General features: G+C 44.6%; 16 protein-coding genes and 1 pseudogene. 8 read left to right on the forward strand and 9 right to left on the reverse strand.

The window, feature by feature from the left end; all coding sequences use genetic code 11:
• Nucleotides 1-47: 47 nt before the first annotated feature.
• The gene (locus ACKLNH_RS10715) at nucleotides 48-1,940 is read right to left on the reverse strand and encodes a putative ATP-dependent zinc protease (RefSeq protein WP_413112251.1); all 1,893 of its coding nucleotides are present in this window, start codon (nucleotides 1,938-1,940) and stop codon (nucleotides 48-50) included.
• A 278-nt stretch (nucleotides 1,941-2,218) separates the two neighbouring features.
• Here ACKLNH_RS10715 and ACKLNH_RS10720 point away from each other — a divergent pair, with 278 nt between their 5' ends.
• Nucleotides 2,219-2,740: a DUF2058 domain-containing protein gene (locus ACKLNH_RS10720; protein WP_413112252.1), complete on the forward strand. Its 522-nt coding sequence runs from the start codon at nucleotides 2,219-2,221 to the stop codon at nucleotides 2,738-2,740.
• Nucleotides 2,741-2,835: 95 nt separating this feature from the next.
• Here the strand turns inward: ACKLNH_RS10720 and ACKLNH_RS10725 are convergent, their stop codons facing one another.
• Nucleotides 2,836-4,071 (reverse strand): RidA family protein, encoded by a 1,236-nt coding sequence (locus ACKLNH_RS10725; RefSeq protein WP_413112253.1) that lies wholly within the window; start codon nucleotides 4,069-4,071, stop codon nucleotides 2,836-2,838.
• Between the two features lie 409 nt (nucleotides 4,072-4,480).
• Complete coding sequence (locus ACKLNH_RS10730) at nucleotides 4,481-5,950, reverse strand: PTS transporter subunit EIIC (RefSeq protein WP_413112254.1); 1,470 nt, start codon at nucleotides 5,948-5,950, stop codon at nucleotides 4,481-4,483.
• Nucleotides 5,951-6,203: 253 nt separating this feature from the next.
• Here ACKLNH_RS10730 and ACKLNH_RS10735 point away from each other — a divergent pair, with 253 nt between their 5' ends.
• Genes ACKLNH_RS10735 through ACKLNH_RS10745 form a run of 3 tightly spaced genes read left to right on the forward strand, consistent with a single transcriptional unit; the run spans nucleotide 6,204 to nucleotide 9,588 of the window.
• Nucleotides 6,204-6,911, forward strand: a complete 708-nt coding sequence (locus ACKLNH_RS10735) for a response regulator (RefSeq protein WP_413112255.1) — start codon at nucleotides 6,204-6,206, stop codon at nucleotides 6,909-6,911.
• Nucleotides 6,911-8,344, forward strand: a complete 1,434-nt coding sequence (locus ACKLNH_RS10740; protein WP_413112256.1) for a sensor histidine kinase — start codon at nucleotides 6,911-6,913, stop codon at nucleotides 8,342-8,344. Before ACKLNH_RS10735 ends, ACKLNH_RS10740 begins: the two co-directional genes overlap by 1 nt.
• Complete coding sequence (locus tag ACKLNH_RS10745) at nucleotides 8,341-9,588, forward strand: ABC transporter substrate-binding protein (RefSeq protein ID WP_413112257.1); 1,248 nt, start codon at nucleotides 8,341-8,343, stop codon at nucleotides 9,586-9,588. Before ACKLNH_RS10740 ends, ACKLNH_RS10745 begins: the two co-directional genes overlap by 4 nt.
• Nucleotides 9,589-9,746: 158 nt before the next feature.
• Here the strand turns inward: ACKLNH_RS10745 and ACKLNH_RS10750 are convergent, their stop codons facing one another.
• The gene (locus ACKLNH_RS10750; protein WP_413112258.1) at nucleotides 9,747-12,506 is read right to left on the reverse strand and encodes a M16 family metallopeptidase; all 2,760 of its coding nucleotides are present in this window, start codon (nucleotides 12,504-12,506) and stop codon (nucleotides 9,747-9,749) included.
• 1,183 nt (nucleotides 12,507-13,689) lie between these two features.
• Here ACKLNH_RS10750 and ACKLNH_RS10755 point away from each other — a divergent pair.
• The 3 genes from ACKLNH_RS10755 (at nucleotide 13,690) to ACKLNH_RS10765 (ending at nucleotide 18,014) form a co-directional block, all read left to right on the forward strand.
• Nucleotides 13,690-15,183, forward strand: a complete 1,494-nt coding sequence (locus ACKLNH_RS10755; protein WP_413112259.1) for a sulfatase family protein — start codon at nucleotides 13,690-13,692, stop codon at nucleotides 15,181-15,183.
• A gap of 69 nt (nucleotides 15,184-15,252) precedes the next feature.
• Entirely contained in the window at nucleotides 15,253-16,557 is a 1,305-nt protein-coding gene (locus ACKLNH_RS10760; RefSeq protein ID WP_413112260.1) for an anaerobic sulfatase maturase, read from the forward strand.
• Nucleotides 16,558-16,628: 71 nt separating this feature from the next.
• Nucleotides 16,629-18,014 carry a sulfatase gene (locus ACKLNH_RS10765; RefSeq protein ID WP_413112364.1) on the forward strand — a complete coding sequence of 462 codons (1,386 nt, stop codon included), beginning with the start codon at nucleotides 16,629-16,631 and terminating at the stop codon, nucleotides 18,012-18,014.
• Between the two features lie 78 nt (nucleotides 18,015-18,092).
• Here the strand turns inward: ACKLNH_RS10765 and ACKLNH_RS10770 are convergent.
• The 5 genes and pseudogenes from ACKLNH_RS10770 to otnK all read right to left on the reverse strand — a co-directional run.
• Nucleotides 18,093-18,230, reverse strand: a pseudogene (locus tag ACKLNH_RS10770) (transposase); the annotation flags it as partial.
• 158 nt (nucleotides 18,231-18,388) lie between these two features.
• On the reverse strand, nucleotides 18,389-19,177 hold the full coding sequence (locus tag ACKLNH_RS10775) for an HpcH/HpaI aldolase family protein (protein ID WP_413112261.1): 789 nt from the start codon (nucleotides 19,175-19,177) through the stop codon (nucleotides 18,389-18,391).
• A 36-nt stretch (nucleotides 19,178-19,213) separates the two neighbouring features.
• Nucleotides 19,214-19,990 carry a 2-oxo-tetronate isomerase gene (gene otnI, locus ACKLNH_RS10780; protein ID WP_413112262.1) on the reverse strand — a complete coding sequence of 259 codons (777 nt, stop codon included), beginning with the start codon at nucleotides 19,988-19,990 and terminating at the stop codon, nucleotides 19,214-19,216.
• Between the two features lie 2 nt (nucleotides 19,991-19,992).
• A complete protein-coding gene (gene otnC / locus ACKLNH_RS10785; protein WP_413112263.1) occupies nucleotides 19,993-20,631 on the reverse strand; it encodes a 3-oxo-tetronate 4-phosphate decarboxylase in 639 nt (212 codons plus the stop codon).
• Nucleotides 20,618-21,877 carry a 3-oxo-tetronate kinase gene (gene otnK, locus ACKLNH_RS10790; protein ID WP_413112264.1) on the reverse strand — a complete coding sequence of 420 codons (1,260 nt, stop codon included), beginning with the start codon at nucleotides 21,875-21,877 and terminating at the stop codon, nucleotides 20,618-20,620. The genes otnC and otnK overlap by 14 nt, the downstream gene beginning before the upstream one ends.
• Nucleotides 21,878-22,372: 495 nt before the next feature.
• On the opposite strand from otnK, the gene ACKLNH_RS10795 reads away from it, so the two are divergent.
• The gene (locus tag ACKLNH_RS10795; RefSeq protein ID WP_413112265.1) at nucleotides 22,373-23,377 is read left to right on the forward strand and encodes a TAXI family TRAP transporter solute-binding subunit; all 1,005 of its coding nucleotides are present in this window, start codon (nucleotides 22,373-22,375) and stop codon (nucleotides 23,375-23,377) included.
• The last annotated feature ends 56 nt before the right edge of the window (nucleotides 23,378-23,433 follow it).

Genomic DNA, 23,433 nt, shown 5'->3' on the forward strand with positions numbered 1-23,433 from the left:
AAAGAATTGCAACATTGCCCCTCGGTTCACCCAAGGGGCATTCATGCCTATCGTGATTGGCCTGTGTGAATATAACGCTCATCACTACTAACAATAATATTGTTATTCAGAAAGTTACGCCCCAGTATCAGGCTATAATCGAATGCCGAACGGTCACGCAAATTAACTTCGATAGTCTTGGTAACATCACCCATCATCACCGTCATTTTAACAACAGGGCGCACGGTTGCTTCTTCGCCAGGACGTGGTTTTACCCGCATTTTATTCACTATTTTACGTGTGAATTTCTGCTCGGCACCATCTGAATTGGTGTAAATAAAGTTTACCCAGCGATGGCCGTCCAGCTCAAAAATCTCTATCTCTTTTGCGCTAAGCGAGCTTACATCAGCTCCTGTATCCAACTTGGCAGGAAAAAAGAGTCCTTCCATTTCAACATGTTCTATATAACCAGCTTGCAATGGTGCAACTTTATTAAAAATGTCAATTGAACGCGTATTGATCAACACAGGGCGTTTTAGCATTGACGGCGACACGCGTAGAACTGACGCTTCCGTTTCACGGCTATCTCGTTGTTGAAGTGCTAATCTGTCTTCCCATTCTAATCCGCCAAAAGAGAGCGCGGTATCAACCGTAACGCGCTGTAAATCACCGACAGCAATACGGGAACGAATACGAGAAGTTTCTTCCAACAGTCTATCGTCTATACCCTGAATCGTGTAACTCGCAGCCCCTTTGGTTCGCTCTTCAAGCTTGGCAACCTCTAGCACCGACGTCTTCAGCATTAATGCTGGCTCAGCCACCACATCAATACCGTCTACATTGATCACTTCTTGCGGGCTCACGACAAACATATCATCGGTTTCTGCCCACTCACGAATCGACTTTAATGGCTTATCAGCCAGATACTCTTGTGTCATATCAACAAAGTACAACCGATTCAGTGTCTCTTTGCCTAGCCTTAACTCGGTGCTACTCTCAGAACGGTCGGCCAATGTGACTTGGATCATTTCGGTACGATTATTACTATCAGCTGGACCTAATCGCACAGGCACATAAACTAAAGGACGCTCGCCAGAACTGAACGGCACGATCCGCACATAAGGCAGGTCAACCTTCTTTTTCTTACCATTATTTCCCGTCAACATAAATTCAACCCGGCGTTCAGACCGGTCTATCTCGATATCCTCGGCATGCAATGCACTATAGCTATTATCCAATGAGATACTTACGTTCACTGGCATCCCCAAAATGGTTGCCTTTTCACGTCGTCCAATCACAGCGGCATTATCTTGTAATTGCAGGTAATCATAACCAGCATCTACCCATGCATGTTGTCGTAGAAATGTTTTTCCGATCAATATCGGGGTGGAAAAGACACTTCTATCTGCAAGATTCACTTCCGTTTCTACCGTCATTCCAGCAATGGTTATTGGCATCATCACCACAGGTCGGTACAAAAAGCCTTCCGTGTCTCTCGCCTTCACAAGGGCAACTCGAAGCAACTCGGTACGATAAGACTTCAACTCGCCGCTATGGGGGTGCCGCAAGTCAAATTCCACCATAATGTCGCTCAGATCATCGCGATCACGTAATTCTGTTTTTCTAACGCGATTATATTCATAGATAATCGCCTCGATCAGCTCATCACCGTCCAAACCATCAAACTGGTCGCTGCGAGGCAATATTTGAATATTTTCGGCATAAATAGACGTTGAATCCGCTCCAGTGTCAATTTTGGCAGGAAAACCAACACCATCTAAGCCTTTAATATCATTAAAATAAACCAACTCAGTTCTCCCAAGAACTAAGCGATCGTCGATGTGGGTAGGGTGTGAGAACAGCGCTAACTCGTTATCTATATCCCGCCCTGTATTATCACTGCACGCAATTAGAGAGAAAAAAGTAGCCAGCAGAGGAATAAGGTGTCGAATATAATACATAGTGTCTCTATCGTCTCTTGATACTCAATGAGGGTAACATGATGCTTGGTCAAGAACCGAATCATAAAACCCGCTATGGTAAGAGTAGAGTATTTTTAGATCAATGAATTATTCAACTCCTAACTATAAATTGACACAATGCTACGCTAGGCTTGGTTACGCCGATATGAACACCAATTACCAGTCAAAACTGGGGCAATCGCCACTAACTAGGTGAATAAAAAGTGGCAAAAGTATCAAGAAATGAGAAAATGGAAAAAAACGAACTTGGGTAACACATGTCAAAACTAAGCTTACAAGATCAGTTGCTAAAAGTTGGCCTCGTCAACGAAAAGAAATTGAAAAAAGCCAAGAAGAGCAAAAAGAAATCTCGCGTTCAAGCCCGCGAAGCAAAAAGCGCAGCAGAGCAAAACAAAGAAGCACAGCGCCTACGCGATATCGAGCTTAACAAGCAAAGAGATGAGCAACTATTGAGCAAAGAGATTAAAGCTCAAGTGAAGCAGCTGATCGAAATGAACAAAGTTGATATCAAAAATGGCGATATCAAGTACAACTTCACCGATGGTACCTTTGTTAAATCTCTTTATGTAGAGCAAGAGACCAGAGAGCAGTTGATCAAAGGTGTTCTATCAATCGCTCGCTATGACGAAACTTATGTCGTCATTCCGTCTTCTGTCGCTTACAAAATTGCAGCTCGAGATGAAGAAACCATCATCGAAAACAAGTCAGCTTCGGAAGAAGAGCTGTCAGAAGACGACCCGTATGCTGAATTTGTCGTTCCTGATGACCTAATGTGGTAATCATCACCTCATTTATCGCGACAGGTTGATACGAAGTAAACACAGCCACGTACGTTTACATGGCTGTGTTTCTTTTTATACCGCCCCCTTAAAGGTTATTGTTGCGGCGGCGTACCTTCACAGTTAGATATCACTGCATCAATTTGCACTAACGCATCCATAGGAATAGCAGAAACTCCGACAACCGTTCTCGCAGGCAGATCGCCAGTGAAGTAAGTGTTATAAATATCGTTTACCGCATCAATATCTTCGATGTTTTTAAGTTGGATATTTATTTTAACCGCGTCATCCATGACGTGATCGACACTTTCTACAATTGCCTTAATATTTTTTAGACATTGATTAGCTTGTTCTTTTATACCACCAGATACGATTTCATTCGTTGTTGGATCTAAAGGTAACTGACCTGAAATATGATTATAATGAGAAAAAGCCACTGTATGAGAATAAGGTACGCTTGGCGCATTCTCTGTATTATTTGCTTCTATCACGATTAGGCTTGCATCTTCCGGAAGCTGAGGCGGTGTACCGTCTCCATGAGAAACAACAGTATCAATTTGTACCAATGCATCCATCGGCAACGCGGCAACGCCAACCACTGTTCGTGTTGGTACATAGCCTGAGAAGAATTTTGCACTGACTTGATTGACGATTTCTGCGTCGGAAACATCATTCAAATACACTGTTGTTTTAACAATATCGTCCATGCAATGATCGATACTTTCTAGAATCGCTTTAATGTTATTAAAGCACTGCTCAGTCTGCTCTGCTACACCACCAGCAACGATATTACCAGTGGCAGGATCTATCGGTAATTGTGATGAAAGGTTATTGTAGTGAGAAAACGCAACAGTTTGCGAATATAGGCCCTGCGGGGCTTTATCGGTGTTTCTTGATACTTTGATCAGCTCACAAGGCGCTTGTGGTGTAGTTCCTTCACCATTTGAGATAAGTGCATCAATTTGAATCAAGGCATCACTGATTGGTAAAGCTGCCACCATTACCACCGTGCGCGTTGGCAACGCATCTTGAAAGAAAGTAGTATAAACGTCGTCCACAGCCGCGATATCAGAAGCGTTCTTAATAAAGATATTGAGTTTAACAACATCATCCATCACGTGATCAATGCTTTCTACAATCGCTTTAATATTATTTAAACACTGCTTCGCTTGATCTTTTACACAACCAACGATAATTTCCCCTGTTTTAGGATCTATCGGCAATTGGGCTGAAATATTATTATAGTGAGAGAAAGCTACTGATTGTGTTGATGAAACACTTATTGGTGCATTTTCCGTGTTTCTTGAGATTTTAATGATATCGCCACTCATTTTGTCATTTATCCTTTTTATAATATATAAACATGCATTTAGCTTTGGTTATTTCTATTTTAAGGGCTACTCAAATTGGCGCAATGGCTATGTCAAATTGTTCAATTTATTTAGGATAAAGGCGATATATACACAAATAACATTTCACTACCCAATAAAGTGACCGCAATCACACGTTCACTAACCCACTCAGGATTAACATCCTCATTAACGACGACAACAGGGTCACATACATCAGCCCTCTTCACCTGTTGGTAGGGGTAATGCTAAACCCGACCACAAATCATCTCCAACACAAAAAATCACATTTTTTCTATGGGTCTTGGGGTTTACAAAAAAAGGCGCTAAAAGCGCCTTAAAAGAAACGTTCTAAAACCCATTTTTGCAAATTATAAATATCCAATAACAATTACTGGATACCTGGTGTGTATGTCATGTTCTTCTCAGAATGCTGAACACCGTTAGCATTAATAATCTCTGCTACAAATTGCGCCTTTGCACCGAGTATAATTTGCAATCCCGTTGACCCCACTTTAATTACTCCCATCGCACCTAGCGATTTAATGGCATCTTCTTTAACCACGGCTTGGTCTTTAATTTGTAACCTTAACCGTGTAATACATGCCCCAACAGAAGTGATATTATCGTGCCCCCCAATGAGAGTAACGATTTCAGTGGCTAACTCCTCATTACTGAGAGTAATAGCATTAACCTCATCCCTACCTACCGTTTTAAGATCAAATTTTCTTATCGCAAACCTAAACACGGAATAGTAGATAGCTGCCATCGCCATACCCCAAAAGATAACGTTGATCCAGTTGGTATTAAATCCATCCATCGAAGGCAGTACACCGAAAGAAACAAAGTCAATAATGCCCGCTGAGAAAGTCTTTCCTATATGAACATCGAGTGCATAGGTAACAGAGTAAGAGATACCAGCCATAATAGCAGAAAATATATACAATACTGGTGCAATAAAGATGAAGGCAAACTCTACAGGCTCAGTGATTCCAGTAACAAACGAAGTCAGTGCCGCAGAACCAAGAATACCAGCAGCAATTTTTTTATTTCTATCCTTCGCCTCATGATACATTGCTAAACATGCAGCTGGAAACGCAAACATATAAATAGCAAAGTTGCCAGAAAGAAACTTACCCGCTTCTTGATACTCACTATTAGAAAAACTCGTTACTCCATCTTCCAACATCTTAAACCAAATAGTGTGGTCACCATTAACTATAGTACCAGCTGTTGTTGTGTATTCTCCAAAAGAGAACCAATATGGGCTATAAAAGATATGGTGTAGACCTAAAGGAATAAGTGCCCGCTCCATAAAGCCATAAATGAAAGTGGACATATACATATTCCCGCCATTAGCCATATGAGAAAGTGAATCAATACCTGATTGAATATAAGACCATATATAGGGCAATACTAAGCCAATAAGAAACGCAGAAAACGCTGTGACAATCGGAACAAACCTTTTTCCTGAGAAAAAACCTAAAAAATCAGGGAGTTTTGTATTAAAAAAGCGCTGATACATCACCGCAGCCAAAACACCCGCAATCAAGCCACCAAATACACCCGTTTGCAAAGAAGGGATCCCCATTACCATGGTATAGCGCCCCCCTCCCATTGCCATTTCAGGCGTAATACCCAGTGCGACGCCCATTGTCGCATTCATTACAGCCATTGCGACAATAGCAGCCAACGCAGCAATACCAGACTCTTTAGTTAAACCGACTGCAGCACCAACTGCAAACAGCAGCGCAAGGTTATCAAAGATGACACCGCCAGCGCGCATCATTAATGGAATATCCAATTTCGCACCAAATGCTAGGAGCAAGCCCGCGGCTGGCAAAATAGATATAGGTAACATTAGCGCTTTTCCTATCGAGGAAAGCTTCGACAGAATGCTATTCAAATTTCCGACCATTGTTATACCCTCAATTGATTGGTTTAGTGACATTTAAAGCGTATCAATAGCGACAATATTGAAGGTTACAAATGGAAACGGGTTTGTTAGCGGTTTCGTTACATTCTGGGGATTGCGCACATTTTGAAATCGTCTCTCTTGAATTCGATGCAAAAGATGTTCACAGTCAAGGAATACCCTATTATGGGACAGGAAAGTGGACAGTAAAGTCATTCTAATTGTTGATGATAACCAAGAAATTCTTGATGCTCTTAGCGAATACCTCTCAGAGGCGAATTTTAAGGTATATACCGCCCTTGATGGTAGTCAAATGTGGCGCACGCTTGATGTTATAACGCCTGATCTGATTATTCTTGATATTATGATGCCCGGCGATGATGGCTTAACACTGTGTCGAAAATTACGCCATGACTCCGCCATTCCCATTATTATGTTAACCGCAGTCACAGATGACGCGGATCGAATCGCTGGATTAGAAATTGGCGCTGATGACTATATTACCAAATCGTTCAACCCAAGAGAGTTACTCGCCAGAATAAAAGCGCTGTTACGCAGAACCGCCTATAACCATGAGTATACTTCAAGAAAGGTTCGCTTCATGGGTTGGACCTTTGACACACTAAAACGGCAACTAATAAGTGATGATGGTGATACGATTTCATTGTCCGGCGCAGATTATACCTTGCTAACATTAATGCTAAAGTGCCCGAATAAATTATTAAGCAGAGACGAGATTGCTCAAGCGCTATGGGGGCGTAACGCCGAACCTCTTGAAAGGGGCATTGATGTTCAAGTCAGCCGACTACGAAAGCAGCTACGTGACAACGAGCGTGATCTCATCATCTCGGTAAGAAATAAAGGCTATATGCTAGTTATTGAATCACAACAGATTTGTGGCTTGTAATGAAGCGGTTCCTATCCGGCTCTATGGTTATACGTATCACCTTATCCATGATTGCCGTAATAATTCTTGCTGAGGTTTTTGCTGGCATCGTCTGGTATTCTTCTACCTCAGCATCTAAAAAAACCTCTGCCGAACATGCAATGTCAGCCATTTCCTTAGCGGCTTCCGATACCGTTAACTACCTCACCGATCTCCCCACAAACTATCGCCACCTCGTACTAGAGCAATTAAGAAATATGGGCGGTACGCGATTTTTCATATCAATGAACAATCAGCGGCTAAATATGCCGTCGCTAGCCAATCACTCGCTAGTGCCTAACATGGAAAATCAAGCTGGGTATTATTTTGTTAATAACCTTAAGTCATACCAATCAGTGGATGTCACAATTACAAACCGAGAAGACTTACGTCTTTTTAACTCGGGCATCAAACTTAACGAAGTACCGACGCTCTGGAAAGAGTACAGCCTCGTATTAGGAGAGCTAGACCTACCTATCGTGGTGATTCAGGTTCAGTTATCTGAGCGGGAGTGGCTCTATTTAGCCACGGTATTACCGCTATCCTTCAATGCATTGACAGATAAGTTTGTCGATGGTCGCCAACTGATATTTCTCGGTATCGCAACAATAATGTTAATCGCCGTTTGTTATACCATTGTTCAAAAAGAAGTCCGCCCCTTCCGCTCTCTAGCTAAGTCTGCGACATTAATGGGGTCCAAAATGCAAGTAGACGAAATAGTAGAAGAAGGCAGTAATGAGACCCGCGCCGCGATCCACGCATTTAACAAAATGAACCGGCGCATTAAAGCATATTGGTTAGATAGAGACATGTTTTTTAGAGCCATATCGCATGATATAAAAACGCCCTTAGCGAGCCTAAAGCTCCGAACAGAAATGCTCGACGATGAAAAGGCGAAAATACGCTTCGAGCGCTTACTGGGTGAAGTAGAAATGATGCTAAATGGTGCTCTTCAGTGCCTTCGCGACAATGACATTCATGAGGAGTTAGAATGGATAGATATTCAAGATCTTTTACAGCAATGTGCTGATATTAATAATGAAGGTCAAACAAGAGTCACCTTTACTTGCCCCGATGACACTAAAATCTATGGTCGACCATTGGCGATAAAACGCTGCATATTCAATCTTGTAGACAATGGCATTAAATATGGTCGGTGCGTCAATATACATGTTAATTGTGAGGACTCAGCAACCCATATCATTATTCGTGATTGTGGTCCTGGCATTGACGATAAATTATTAGACAAAGTATTCACTCCTTACTTTAGGATTAATAATAGTGGGGTGGATGGCTCTGGTTTGGGTTTATCGATTTCTCGAAGCATCGCAAGAAGCCATGGCGGTAATATTACGCTATCAAATAGCCCACTGGGTGGGTTGGAAGTAGACCTCTTATTCGCGAGTATCCTATGAAATATTGGCTTTACTGCTTAAGTTTGTTATTTGTCCGCACTGGTCTGGCAGAACAGAACGTCGAACTGCTACATTGGTGGACAGCAAAAGGGGAAAAGGCAGCTTTGGCGGTAATAGAAGAGACCCTTAACGCGTCGTCTATTACCGTGAACAGCGAACCTATTGCTGGCGGAGGCGGCATTCCTGCAAAGACCATACTCCAAGCACGAGCAATTGCGGGAACGCCACCAGATATGGCATTGATGGAAGGCCCAGCCATTCAAGCATGGGCTGCACTTGGCTTTCTTGCTAGTGTAGACGAGGTTGCTGACCACTATCAATGGGATGAGAATCTATATCCAGAGATCAAAGCCATTCATAAATATCAAGGCAGCTATGTTGCTATTCCTACCAACATACATCGCCTCAATTGGATGTGGATAAACAGAGATGTTCTGTTCAAACATCAACTCGCAATACCCCATGATTGGGATTCACTGATCAAGCTGCTTATGACACTCAAAGCCAAAGGGGTGTCTCCGTTAGCGCTTGGTGATGAACCTTGGCAAATTGTTCAACTGTTTGAAAATATTGCCTTTAGCGTAGGGGGGCCAGACTATTATCGCCAGGCATTTATTCAACTCGACCCATCAGCGCTAAATAGCCCCTTAACGGTAGAATCACTGGCAAGATTTCGTACTATTGCTGATCTTGTTGGCGACAACCTACCCAATATGAGTTGGGATCAAGGAACGTTACGTCTTATCGAAGGTAAATACGCCATCCAACTGACTGGCGACTGGGCCCTTGGAGAAATGCTTACCCATAACAATGAAATTCCCGAACATATTGAATGCACTCCCTTTCCTTCAACACATGGCGGCTATATCTACAATATTGATAGCTTGGTTTTCTTTCGAACACAAGCCAATGACAGTGACCAATTCCACCACCTCTCTGCCCCTTTGGCATCGACACAATTTATGACTGAATTTAATCAGAAGAAAGGCTCAATACCGGCCTATAAGAACGTCGCGATAGAAGGGTTTTCTCGATGTCAGAAACAATCTTACGTTGATTACAACCAAGCCGTCGCTAACAATACAGCCATGCCTAGCCTCAGTGACTCCATGGCATTAGATCCAGTCATTCAGCGTGCTGTTTCGAGTGAACTATACCGTTACTTTTCTGACCCAACAAGGCACCATGAAGTGCTAATCGGTCACCTCATCGCTATAGGTTCAGGCTCTGTTGATTTACGATAGCGTCGCGACAAAATAAATGCCGTATAACCACAAACCATGGCCTTAACACGATGCTATAAACAAATTAAATATGGGTATACCCACATACTGAGTGATACCCATATTTAAATCACAGATTCTACGCTAGCAGCAACGTTAGATTAAAATTAAGCATTGGCTTAAAGTGATCCTTTCGCTGCCATTGTTACCTTCACACGTTTAGCGTCTGAGCCAAACACCTGTTGGGCCAAGTGCTGTAACTCTTCACGGCCGATGTTATCGATAATTGTATCTCGTACTAACATTGCATCGAACTGGCCGTAATGCATCCAATAACGTAATAACTGCCAAGTATACTGTGGTAAATGTTTCTCTAAATCAGCTAGGTCACTTCTTAACTGTTCCGACACGCCATCTCGCTCTTGTTGCGAGATATTCGTTAATAGGTCGCTGACAACCTGATCGATTGCCACTTCGGCTTGCTCTACGTTCTTAGGAGAAACGGTTGTGTGTAGCTGCCATAAATCCGCACCGCCACTATCCTGACCATAAACCAAGGCGCCTGGCGTGTAATCGAGCCCCTGCTTTTCACGCACCAATTTAAACAACTTTTGCCGCACAATCCGAGCCAACATGTCCTCTGCAAACGCTGCTTGCGCAGAACGCGGCTCGCTTCGTTCACGAAATATATCAAGTGCATAGATTGTCTTATTCGGATCGTCACCTTCAATGACCAATTTAGCTTTATAGTCCTCGTTCAACGGCAGACTTAACGTCGGCTCCTCGTGATCTGCAAATGGAATAGTCGCAACATACTGTCGCAGCAAGCCTTTAAGTTGCCACACAGGAATGTCGCCAACTATTACCATTTTGAAGCCGGTATTCTGCCCGAATAACTGCGCGTGCACTTCTTCTACTTGCTCCAGTGTCACTGTCTGATATGCTTCGGCAGGAATAAGATCTAAATACCCATTCGGAGAGAATATATTTGACGATACTGCCGTATTTAACCGCCCACGCGCTGATGAACAGTAGTTTGCCACTTCACTCTCAACCCTGTCAGCAATCATATCTAATTGCTTTTGATCAAACCTAGGTCGAGAGAAACTATTATGGATCACGGCAAATCCATCGGTTAGCGACTCGGCTCTCAAACCCAGCTCTAATCCATGTCGAGTTCCAGTAATATAGGGAGTAGCGAAAAATTTCTTACGTTGTAAGAGGTGATTAAGCTCTGCACCAGATAACTCCCCTATTCCACTGCGAGTAATTGTTTCAACGGTTACATTGCCCGCTGCCAGCAATTCGCTGTTTAACGCACCAATGCCTCCCACTGAGCCCATCGCAATTCTAATATCACCAGCAGCTTGCGGATAGCGCTGATAGATCACTTCTATATTGTTTGCGAGCTTCCAGAACGTAACATCATTATTTTTTACCTCTTCAACAATAATGTCGCCTTGTTCTGAGGGTCGGAACAGCTTCTTCGATATCGTATTTTGTTGTGGTGCCGGCGCCGTTTCTTGCCAATATTTACGGCTGTCGGCTACCATACCCTGCAACGTATCCTGCGTTTCATCCTGATGACGACTGGCCATGACCTTATATTCTGAAGCAAGAAAACGATTAAGTGCCTTATTAATGCTACGGCGGTCTTGTTCTCTCACAAACCCAGTCAAATTACTTTTATGTTGTTCGCTAGATTGAACAGCATCACCCATTATCAATTTCTGCAGCCTTTGTTCAGACAGCTCAGCAGCAGATAGGTTATCACGCCGCTGGTTCCAATCGACAATTTCTGACCAATATCCACCTAACGCGAGATCGAGCTCTACTTCACTGACGCCATGGTCACGAAGTTGAACCAAAGATAACAACATTTGTTCAACCACTGCGGTTCGCTTTTGTGGATCAAAAGTCACCTCCACAGCATCAAACCGCTTTTTATCAATAAGGTACGGATAACTATATAGACCAGATACTGCTATTCCTTGGGCCTGAAAATCTTGTTGTAAGCGTTGATACACCAGTTGCCGGATCAACGCCTCTTGCCATTGATCACGCTGCTGTTGCAAGTTCGCTATTGGTGTTGATTCACGCGGGAAAAATAATCCAAATGCAGGCATCTCGCCCGGCGCGGTCACGCCAATAAAATCTGACGTGTCTGATAGTTCAAAGCGATACTTTTCTGGTCGATTGGTGTCCCCCTGCTCCCAATCCGAAAACGTCTGCTGTATCAGCGCTTTTGCCTGCTCAACATCAATATCACCACTAATCACTATTTCCGTTAATTGCGGCTGATACCACTTGTTATAGTAGGCTACCAGCTGCTCATGGTTTAAGTGACGAATGGATGCTTGCGTACCTAAAGGGTGGCGCGACGCTAACGGCGATCCTGATGTCATTGTATTATAAGCCTGCACAGAGTAAGGCATAGGCTCAGGCAAGCGAACTCGAAATTCACCCAGCACCACATCGGCTTCAGTTTCCATAACGGCAGGGCTTAGTGTTAAACCATCACCAACATCGCGAAACCACATCAAGCCTTGCGTTAAGTACGACTGGCTAGGTAAATCCAGTTGATAATAGGTCTCTTGATAATGCGTATACGCATTAATACTCGGACCAAACGTTGCACCAATTTGCTCAAAAAAGGCAATCACCTCATTGGCTTGAAAAGCGTCCCCACCCCGAAATGCCATATGCTCCAATACGTGCGCATAACCCATCTGGTCTTCGGACTCTTGCAAGCTGCCCGCATGCACTAACATACGAAGAGACACCGCTTCTCCGGGCTGTGAGTTAAGATGATAAGTTAATCCATTATCCAGCTTGCCGCTTTGCCACTCCGACGAGTTATCGAGCGGTTGCTCAGTTAATGCTGTTGCACAGCCACTAACGGTAAAAATAACCACCATCATCAATAAAAGCTGTTTCATAAAGCCCTCCAAGCCAATAATTTCGCATATTAACTCAGTAGCGTATGCGAGACGCTTGGGGGCGTTAACTTTGAAACCAGAAGTTGCTTCTTTGCGAGGAACATAACAGACAGCAAGCTGGATGTACTGCGATTGCAGTGCAGGGCGTGCTTTAGCGGGCTAACTATCACGGCAATGACAAACTTAAGGTGGCTACTTTCTTAAAATTTCACTCTGTTCCCCAAGCATTAGGCAATGCGTTGATTAATAAAGGAACGGAACTGGAGACGGTAAGCGCTGAAGGTATTATCTGCAAGCAGCCTATAGGCATTTAAACACAAGAAATGTCACTTGGATCTTGATTAATAATGTGTCGCATTTTGCACTGAAATAGATATATAGGTAAACAAAAGTAGCTTAAGACGTTAGTGTTCTCTCGACAGAAATCTTACTATTGCCACTCTTCACTAAAAAACGAGAAAGAGACTCCCTAGCTATAGTAAGAACTCATCTAGTTACCATCTAAATTCAGCTTATGTTAAGTGTATTCATGAACGGCGAAGTATTCGGAGATCTTTCATGGCCAAGAATATGGTGCAATTTAAGAAAAGCATTTCTATTAGTAAGTTTATATAAGATATTGGAAAAGAGGAGAAGTGCTTAGCTCATCCACACTGGCTACTTTGGCCGGACGGGTTTCGTTACCCCCACGGTGGAGGTAAGGCGCACTACCGACTCAGTCAGCACCCCATTTTTCAGTGAGCCCGCTGCCGCCACAGGGCCTCAGTTACCGCCAATATAATATTTGCTTAATCTAAGCTGCCGTTAACAAATTTTTTAGTCTACATCAGACAATAAAGGAAAATCGCAGCATCTTAGCCCTTGGGTTATCTCGCCGGATTGACGTGTACTACAACGCTGTCTAGTGCATGAATCACAAGTCATCAACCAAATATATCCGAGTTATTTTCCCCTACAAGCCAGTACTTACAAAACGCTTCAAACGCCACCCTAGACATATTTCCCATTTATTCAGCAATATAACGAAAATATCGATTTATATTCAATTAGTTAGATAATTATTCTTCTGTGAGGTGAATCACTTCTCGCTCCATCTCACAGTGGTATGCTTTATTGGTCAACCATTATCGATCATTGGGCGACATTCTTAGTAGACATTATCAATAACCACAAGGACCGAGCAATGAAACTCTCTCCGCTAGCATTAAGCCTTAGCGTAGCGCTTTGCGGTGCCAGTATTGCCCCCATGGCGACGGCCGCACCAGAGCAACCCAATATTATCGTAATCATGGCTGATGACCTTGGCTACAACGATGTTGGCTTCACCGGTGAAACAGAGATCCAAACGCCCAATATCGACAAATTGGCTCACAATGGCGTCATTTTCAAGAATGGTTATGTGACTCACCCGTACTGCGGGCCATCTCGCGCAGGCATGCTGACTGGGCGCTACCAAGCGCGCTTTGGTATGGAGAATAACGTGACCTATTCCCCTTACGATCCCCACATGGGTTTACCCCTAACCGAAACCACCTTTGCTGAGCGCCTACAGGGTGCAGGTTACGTTACCGGGATGGTGGGTAAATGGCACCTTGGTGGCCACCAACACTTCCAGCCGCAAAACCGTGGCTTTGACCACTTCTATGGCTTTCTAGGGGGCGGTCGCAACTACTTCCCGCAAAGCACCGCTGTCGGCCACCCCGACGAATATTGGATGCCAATGATGGAGAATGGTAAGCCCGTGCTACTCGAGGAGTATCTAACTACCGCGCTGAGCCGAAATGCCGCCAACTTCATCAAGGAAAGATCAGGCAGCGAACCATTTATGTTGTATGTTTCATATAACGCGCCTCACGCACCGCTGGAAGCCACTCAGGAAGACATTGCTAAATACCAGCATATCGAAGACTTCAATCGCCGGGTTTATGCCGCGATGGTTGACTCTATGGACCAAGGCATAGGTATGTTGACCGACACCCTGAAAGAGACTGGCGAATTCGACAATACCTTGATTTTCTTCCTATCGGACAACGGCGGCGTGTATCCAGAATCTTGGCTACCCACCTTTGATTGGGCCGACAACACACCATTCCGCCGTGGTAAAGTAGCATTGCTTGAAGGCGGTGTGCACGTACCGTTTATCGCCCATTGGCCGAATGGCCTGCCTAAAGGTGAAGTATTCGACGGACTGGTGTCATCACTTGATATCGCAGCAACCTCGGTAGCGCTTGCCGGTGAAGATCTAGCGACCACCAACCTAGAAGGAAAGAACTTAGTGCCCTACCTCAATGGCGATAAGAATGGCTCGCCACACGATGCCTTGTACTGGCGCTTTGAAGAAGGTCCGCATATTTGGGCGGTACGCACCCCGGAGCATAAATACATGCGTCAGAACTTCCCAGCTGCAGAGCGGCGTGGCGTTAAGGATCCGGGCACCGAAGGTAAGAGCTTCTTCAATATGCTGAAAGACCCGTACGAGTCCACTAACCTCTATGGCCAACATCCTGATAAGCAGACAGCGCTGGCAGCTAAGTGGAATGCCTGGAATGCTGACAACATCGAGAATATCTTGCAGCAGTCCTATCCGTATAAAACCACCCGCAATGACTTCTATGACGAGCTCTATCAAGCGCGCTTGAAAGAAGCACAAGAAAGAGAGCCTTACACCGTAGAGTAAGCTCGCCCAGTCCCATCGCTTCGCGATGGGACTATTGATTTACCTAACCATCGTTATTAAGAGACAGCCATGCCAACGATCCTGCAATGCCATGTGATGGCCAAACCCAGTAGTTCAGCCTGTAACTTGGACTGTGACTACTGTTTTTACCTGGAAAAAGAGCACCTTTATCCAGAGCAGAACCAACAGCGAATGAGCGATGAGACCCTTGAACGCTATGTTCAGCAGTATATCGAGTCCCATAGCAGCATCGATGTTGAATTCACTTGGCAAGGCGGTGAGCCCACATTGATGGGACTGGACTTTTTTAAAAAAGCCATTGCCCTGCAAAATAAATACAAGCAACACTATCGAATTCACAATTCGCTGCAAACCAACGGTTTGTTGCTCAACGACCAGTGGTGTGAGTTCTTAAAAGCCGAAGGCTTTTTGGTGGGCATATCCATTGATGGCCCAGAGCGCTTTCACGACCGCTATCGCACCAACCGTGTAGGCAAAGGCAGTCATGCCAAGGTAATGGCATCTATTGAACGACTAAAACAACATCGCGTTCCCTTTAATACGTTAACGGTAATAAACAGTGACAATGTCCATCACCCCATTGAGGTGTATGACTTTTTGGTTAGCATTGGATCCGAGTTTATACAGTTCATCCCGATCGTTGAGCGCCAAGCCTGCCAACCCACCGAAGAAGGCCTGTTCTTGATTAGCCCAGAGCATGATATCAGCGCCGAAGTCACCGACTGGTCAGTGCCACCTCGCGCCTTTGGCAATTTTCTCAACACCATCTTTGATAAGTGGGTGAAGCAAGACGTTGGCAAGGTATTTGTAAACTTGTTCGATGCCACCCTAGCAACTTGGTGCAATGAACCCCCGGGGTTATGCGTACAAGCACAAACCTGTGGCCGCGCCTTTGCGATGGAAGCAAACGGCGATGTTTACAACTGCGACCACTTTGTTTACCCCGAACATATGCTGGGAAATGTACATGACACTACCATCGCCGACATGAACCAGCTGGAGCAAGTCGACCAATTCGGTAACGGTAAGCGCGACCAACTCAACAAAGATTGCCAACGCTGCGAATACAGCTTTGCCTGCAACGGTGGCTGTCCTAAACATCGCTTTTCTCGCTCAAAGTCAGGGCTTCCTGGCCACAACTATTTTTGCGAAGGCTTTTATCACTTCTTTAAGCACAGCGATAAAGCGATGCGCAAGATGCGCAATCTACTGTCTCAGGGCCGTCCCGCCTCCGAAATCATGCCACGTCGCGCTGCTCAACTAGTTAGCTACAAACCCGAGCGTATTGCCCGAAATGCCCCCTGCCCTTGCGGTACTGGCAAGAAGAGCAAACGCTGTTGTTACACCATCTAACCTAACAATATCTTCAAGGAGGAACTCTCGTGGTTTCTAAAAACCGTTTTGCCTTAAAAAGCTCAGTGGCCATGGCCCTGTGTGCTTTAAGTTTTTGCGCCACCGCGTCCACCAGCCAACCCAATATCTTACTGATTGTTTCTGACGATGCCGGCTACGCCGATTTTGGCTTCCACGGTAGCACCGTGATGCAGACCCCGGTATTAGATAAGCTGGCGGCGCAAAGTACCCTGTTCTCCCAAGCCTACGTGACAGCTGCAGTATGTGGCCCATCTCGCGCAGGCCTGCTCACTGGCCGCTATCAGCAACGCTTTGGCTATGAAGAGAATAATGTGCCTGGATACATGAGCGCCTCTGGCACCATGGGTGATGAAATGGGCCTTCCTATAGAAGAGCGCACCATTGGTAACTATCTACAAGATCTTGGCTATACCACCGCCGTCATCGGTAAATGGCACCAAGGCAACGCCGATCGCTTCCACCCAACTAACCGTGGCTTTGACGTATTCTATGGCTTCCGGGGCGGAGCCCGCAGCTATTGGGGCTATGGCGAGAACGACCGCTATCTGGAGGAAGATCGTCTAGAACAGGGCTTTGCCAACTACCAAGAGCCAGATTACTACCTAACCGATCTGCTGGCCGATATCACCATCGACTTTTTGGAAGAGCAACAGCAAAGCAGTAAACCGTTCTTTGCCTACCTGTCCTACAACGCGGTTCATGCTCCCATGGACGCGATGGAAAAAGACTTGGCTCAATTCCCCGAGTTAGAAGACAAACGCCAGAAGCTAGCAGCCATGACTCTGGCCATGGATCGAGCAACCGGACGGATCCTCGATACTTTGAAAAAGCTAGGCTTAGATGATAATACCATCTTGGTATTTACCAATGACAACGGCGGCCCCACCGATGCAAATGCCTCAGACAATACCCCGCTAAGTGGAACAAAAGCCAACCATTTGGAAGGCGGGATTCGGGTGCCATTCCTTATCCGCTGGCCCGGCCACATTGAGGCTGGTAACCACTTCGACTATCCGATCAGCACCCTCGATCTGCTGCCAACCTTCCTCGCAGCCGCTGGTGGAGACCTTAAACAGCATCCACAGCTAGATGGTGTTGATCTGGTCCCTTACGTAACCGGTCAAAACAGTCAACGCCCACACCAAACTCTTTTCTGGAAAAAAGAGAACCGCGGCGCTATCCGCGATGGCGACTGGAAACTGCTACGCTACCCCGATCGCCCCGCTGAGCTATACAACCTCAGCGAGGATATATCAGAACAACGTAACCTTGCAGCGGTTCACCCTGAACTCGTACGCGAGCTATATAAAAAGCTGTTCACCTGGGAGTTGGAATTGGAACGCCCTGCTTGGCAACTCAAGCGCGAGTACGAAGGCTATGCCATGGAGCGAATGGATGCACACCGTAAGCCCCTGACCCACGTCCAGCCCGAGTAAGCTCCGGTGAGGCTTTGCTCCGCCACAGCCTTATCAACTTCCGCTATCTGCTGGCAAACAGCAGATAGCTTGCTCCCATTAATTTTTCTTTTCCCGGTGATGGCAACGGGCGCACTGAAAAATGGGGCGCTGACTGAGTATACAATGCTCTTCATGCCCACAGTGGGGACAACGAAACCCGACCGGCCAACGTTGTCGGTGTCGATTAGCTAAGCACTTCTCCTCTTTACCAAAATCCTATATAAACTCATGAATAAAAGACTTTTTAAACTGCACCATATTCTTGTCTATGATAGATATCCGAATACTTCGCCGTTCATGAGTATAATTAACATAAGCTTAACTTAGGTGGTAACCAAGAGAGTTCCCACTAACTAGTAACCGCTAGAATTAGATTCATCTTTACTGGCTACATCATGAAGAATATTTGAGTAATTAGTGTACAGGGTTCGTAATGCCCCCGCATCATTTCCAGGAGTGACTAAGTCAAAGCCTTGCTCCCTGCGCTGCTGCGCATTCTCCACGCCGCTACAGAAGATCCCAGTAAATAGATTGCGTGCTTTTGCACGAGATAATATATGTGCAATAGCTTGTTCAACTTTATCACTATATTGTCCCGGACGAACGCCCAAGCTAAATGCTAAGTCATTAGGTCCAATATAAATACCTGTTAGTCCAGGAGTATCTAAAATTGCTTCAAGGTTATCGAGTGCTTCCTGAGATTCAATCATCGCCAATGCCATAATTTCATCATCAGCATGGGTAACGTAATCTGCCCCACCATAAGTTAACCCGCGTGTAGGGCCAAACGAACGGTTACCAATCGGCGGATAGCGACATGCATCAACAAACGTTTTACAGATTTCAGGGGTATCCACACTCGGGCAAATGATACCGTAAGCACCAGCATCGAGCATTTTCATAACAACATCTGGATAAGCCGCTGGTATACGTATCATTGGTACGGCATTCGACGTCGAAATGGCTTGAAACATCGTTAACACATCAGAAAAACCAACCATGCCGTGCTGCATGTCAATTGTCACGCTATCGACACCTGTGTGCGCGATAACTTCTGCTGCATAACTACTTGGGATCGAAAGCCATGCATTAACCATTGTTTCATTTGCATTAAACTTTTCTAAGAGCGTATTTTTTCTCATGAGGGAACCTTTAATTATCATTAGTCTGCGCTGTATTTAAAGGTAGGGACGTACCCAACCTATTCCAGCATCTGTTGTTGTTTTAGGGTTATATTCGCAACCGATAATGCCGGTGTAACCAAGTTTATCTATCAAATCAAACAGGTAAGAGTAGTTAACTTCACCTTCATTTGGTTCATTACGCTGTGGTATCGACGCTATTTGTATATGCCCTATCAATGGCAGCAAATATTTGAAATTTTCACTCAAGTCACCAGCAATAATTTGGGCATGATAAAAGTCAAATTGCAGTTTAACGTTCGGTCTATCAACGGCAGAAATAAGCGCTATCGCTTTGTTATAGTCAGACAAAAAGTAACCTGGATTATCACGCTGGTTCAACGGTTCAAGCAATAACTCGATACCAACATTTGCAAACTCGTCTGCTGCCCAGCGAATATTTTCAATAAACAGCTTTTCGTCAAAAGTAACATTCCCCCCTACCGGTGCTATGCCCGACATAACATGAATACGTGGAACATCTAGCGCCTTACCATACTGCAACGCGGTTTTAATACTGAGACGAAATTCATCTTCACGTCCAACAATGGCCGCAAGACCTCGTTCTCCTAGCTCCCAATTTCCGGCTGGTGCATTAAACAAAGCGACGTTTAGCTGATTTTCACTGAGCTTTTGTTGCAGCGCATGAATCTCTTGTGCATAAGGAAATAGAAATTCTACACTAGAGAAACCCGCTTGAGCCGCAGCATCAAAACGCGCCATAAATGGTTTCTCTGTAAATAACATGGTCAAATTTGCCGCAAACTTTGGCATGACTATCTCCTTCCGCTAGCCAATACGTCTATTTCATCCGCAGTGAGATAACGGACACGTTGATTCGATAACATAAGTTGCAATTTGGCCGTTTCTTCCAACTCTTCTGCGTTATCCGCCGCATCCCAAAGGTCACTTCCACATACAATCGGGCCATGATTCGCTAGCAAAAATGCACGATGGTTTGGGGCTAACTTAGCGATATCAATGGCAATTTGAGGATGACCCGGCTTGTAATAAGGGACAACCGGTAGCTTACCAATGCGCATAACATAGTATGGCGTACACGCAGTGAGTGCATTTTCCGTATCAATATCTTGTAAACAAGAGATCGCTGTCAGTGCCGTTGAGTGCAAATGTACAATCGCGTTATTGTTTTCATTATTGCGGTAGATGGCAAGATGAAAACTGGCTTCCTTTGACGGCTTATCTCCAGCTAAATGCGCACCCTCAATATTCAATATTGAAAGTGAGTTTGCGTCTAAACGCCCTAAAGAAGAACCAGTTGGGGTCGTCATAACTAACCCGTTAGGAAGGCGCTGCGATACATTACCAGCCCCGCCGGTTGCATAGCCTCGATCAAACAGTGACTGGCAAACCTCAATAAACTCTTCACGCTGTCGCGCACTAATGTCTAACATTTAAAAACTCCTGTGCGTCAGCAAAAAAGTTAGGGTGTCCAAAATTACCGGATTTCAACGTAATATTGTAAGCACCTTCTGTACCCGTTACCCAAGGTACTCCGGGTGCAATTTCGTAACTGATACGAAACCCAGCAACGCCAAGATTCTGAGTCACAACGCCAGACGTTTCGCCACCAGCGACGATAAAAGTGTTAATGCCAGAACTTTTCAGGTTTTGTGTTAACTTCGCAAAAAACACTTCAACTTGTTCACTGGCATTGGCCGCACCGTATTCAATCTGAATCTGTTTAAGCTTTTCTGGCTCAGCCGTCGCAAATACCATTGGCGCTTTATCACCATCCTGATTCGATAGCACCCATCTTGTCACCTCAGAAATATACGCATCATCATTTATGCAACGTTCAATATTCATTGCCAATGAAGGTGCTTGTTCGCGGTACAGGGCCACTTGCTCGTTTGTCATTGTTGAACAAGACCCTGATAACACAACGGAGCCTTGCACTGAGTGCAGTTGTGCAGCAGATTGTTCCGCCTTTTTATTCGCGCTATTAAACTGCGCAAGATGAAAACCCAACCCAGAACCACCTGTTAATAAAACATGATCGCTACTGGCTGCGGCAATCGTGGCGAGATGCGATTCGTAAAATGCGTCAACGACGGCATAGCGACAACCTTGCGATTTAAGTTCATTAATGGCTTTCGTTGTAGCTTCAACACCTTGATCGATAACTTTATAATCAATCAGGCCTGTCCGCCCCTTCGCTTGGCTGTCCATTAACCTTGTAACATTAGCATCTTGCATTGGCGTTACCGGATGGTGCTGCATTCCAGATTCATTAAGAAGAACGCCATTCACAAAAAGGTGTCCAAAGTGGACGGTACGCCCATTGACAGGCAAAGCTGGACATAGCAGGGTAAACGTTTGATCTAGCGCCTCTAACAATGCATCAGTCACCGGACCAATATTGCCCTGCGCTGTGCTATCAAATGTAGAACAATACTTAAAATAGAAATGTGTACAGCCTTGTTTCTTCAGCCATTCGAGTGCGGCAAGGGAGTCTGCAATGGCCAAACTTGTGTCACATGAACGTGATTTCAAGCTAATTACGATTGCGTCTGCCTCTATTCTAGCCGTAGCTTTTGGGACACTATTCATTTGAACCGTTTGCATACCGCCTTTCACTAGAAAGCTTGCGATATCTGTTGCGCCAGTAAAATCATCAGCAATTACACCTAATCGCATGACATCTCCTCAATGCATAAATTATGTAAATTTCCCACAGGGTAACAACAGCAAACAAAAAATAACACACAAATGTGATTTAATGACAAAGATTTGTGACAACAAGCATGCATTCGACCACCTTTATAACTTATATATATGAATAACATGGATAATTAACAAACAAATTTAACCAAGATTTGAACTATAAAGCTCAAACAAGTAAGACGGTATCGAAATAGGACTAATTGATAGCAAGAATAAACACCTAATATTCTGCACTAACAAGCATTACCATGCTGGCAAATTGCGCTAATCAACCACTTGCATACACAATTTAGCACAACACTCGCTCCGCAAAACGGCTTCTCATGTGATCAGTTGTGCTTATGTGTTGTTTTTTGTGATTTAGTGCAGGTATTCACAGATTATTTCAGCATTTCAAATAATGGGATGATACAACTAGAACCATGAAATGATTATCCAATATCATCTAACCCCTAAAAGGACTTCTAAATGAAACTAAAATCTTTACTGACTTTATCTGTAGCCGCAACTAGCTTGATAGCGGCTAGTGCTTTTGCTAAAAGCGAGCCTGTCAACATACGCATTCAAGCGCAGCAACCAGGTTCGAGCTTCTATTCTTATGCCACGACAATGACACGTCTTCTGAACGAAACACTGCCTGAAGGATCCAATGTACAAATTATTCCTCGCGGCGGTTCTACATCTAACCCAACAATTTTGAATGCCGGCCGTGCTGATATCGCTTTTGCACTATCTTATACCGCCAAATTGGCTTATGACGGCGATACCGCTGTATATGGCGATCGTGGTGCACATGAGAACATTATGGGCATTACTGGCGGAATGCATAACTCTTACACCCTAGTAATGGCTCGTAAAGGTTACATTGAATCAACGGGTTATACCACTCTTGAAGAGATGATGAACTCGAAAGACAATAAACCCGTGCTAGGTATGAAGCCTCAAGGGAGTGTCGCTATTCCTATCGCTAACACGATCTTGAAATCTGTTGGTTCAAGTGTGGAACAACTTCGCGCTGAGCGTAAACTCGTACAAGCACAACCTTCACAACTTGGAGAGTTGATGCGTGACAACCGAATCGACATCTATATTGATAATGTTCCGGTAAACCATGCAGGTGTTACAGAAGTCAGTTTAACTAATGAGCTTGTCTTCATCCCTATCCCAACAGACGCAATTGAAACATTAAAAAGCCAAGGGATGTTCAGTGCTGAGCTTGAGTCTGATACTTATCGTGGCATGAGCAACAATTATGTTACTACAGCAACGGGCATGGTAATTATGGCGAACAAGAAAGTGCCTGATGATGTTATTTACAACTTCACCAAAACACTGATTGAAGGTCGTGATGAGCTTATCAACGAAAATGCTGCTCTAAAACACTGGAACCCTCAAACAGGAAAAGACATCGAGTTTTCTGGCGTTCCGCTACACCCAGGAGCACAAAAATATTACGACTCTTTAGGTTGGTAGTTCCTCTGTCCCCCATAGCTGCGGAGGTATGGGGGGCTTATCTAAATTTATAACAT

The organism is Thaumasiovibrio clandestinus (assembly GCF_047250365.1).
Classification (GTDB): Bacteria; Pseudomonadota; Gammaproteobacteria; order Enterobacterales; family Vibrionaceae; genus Thaumasiovibrio.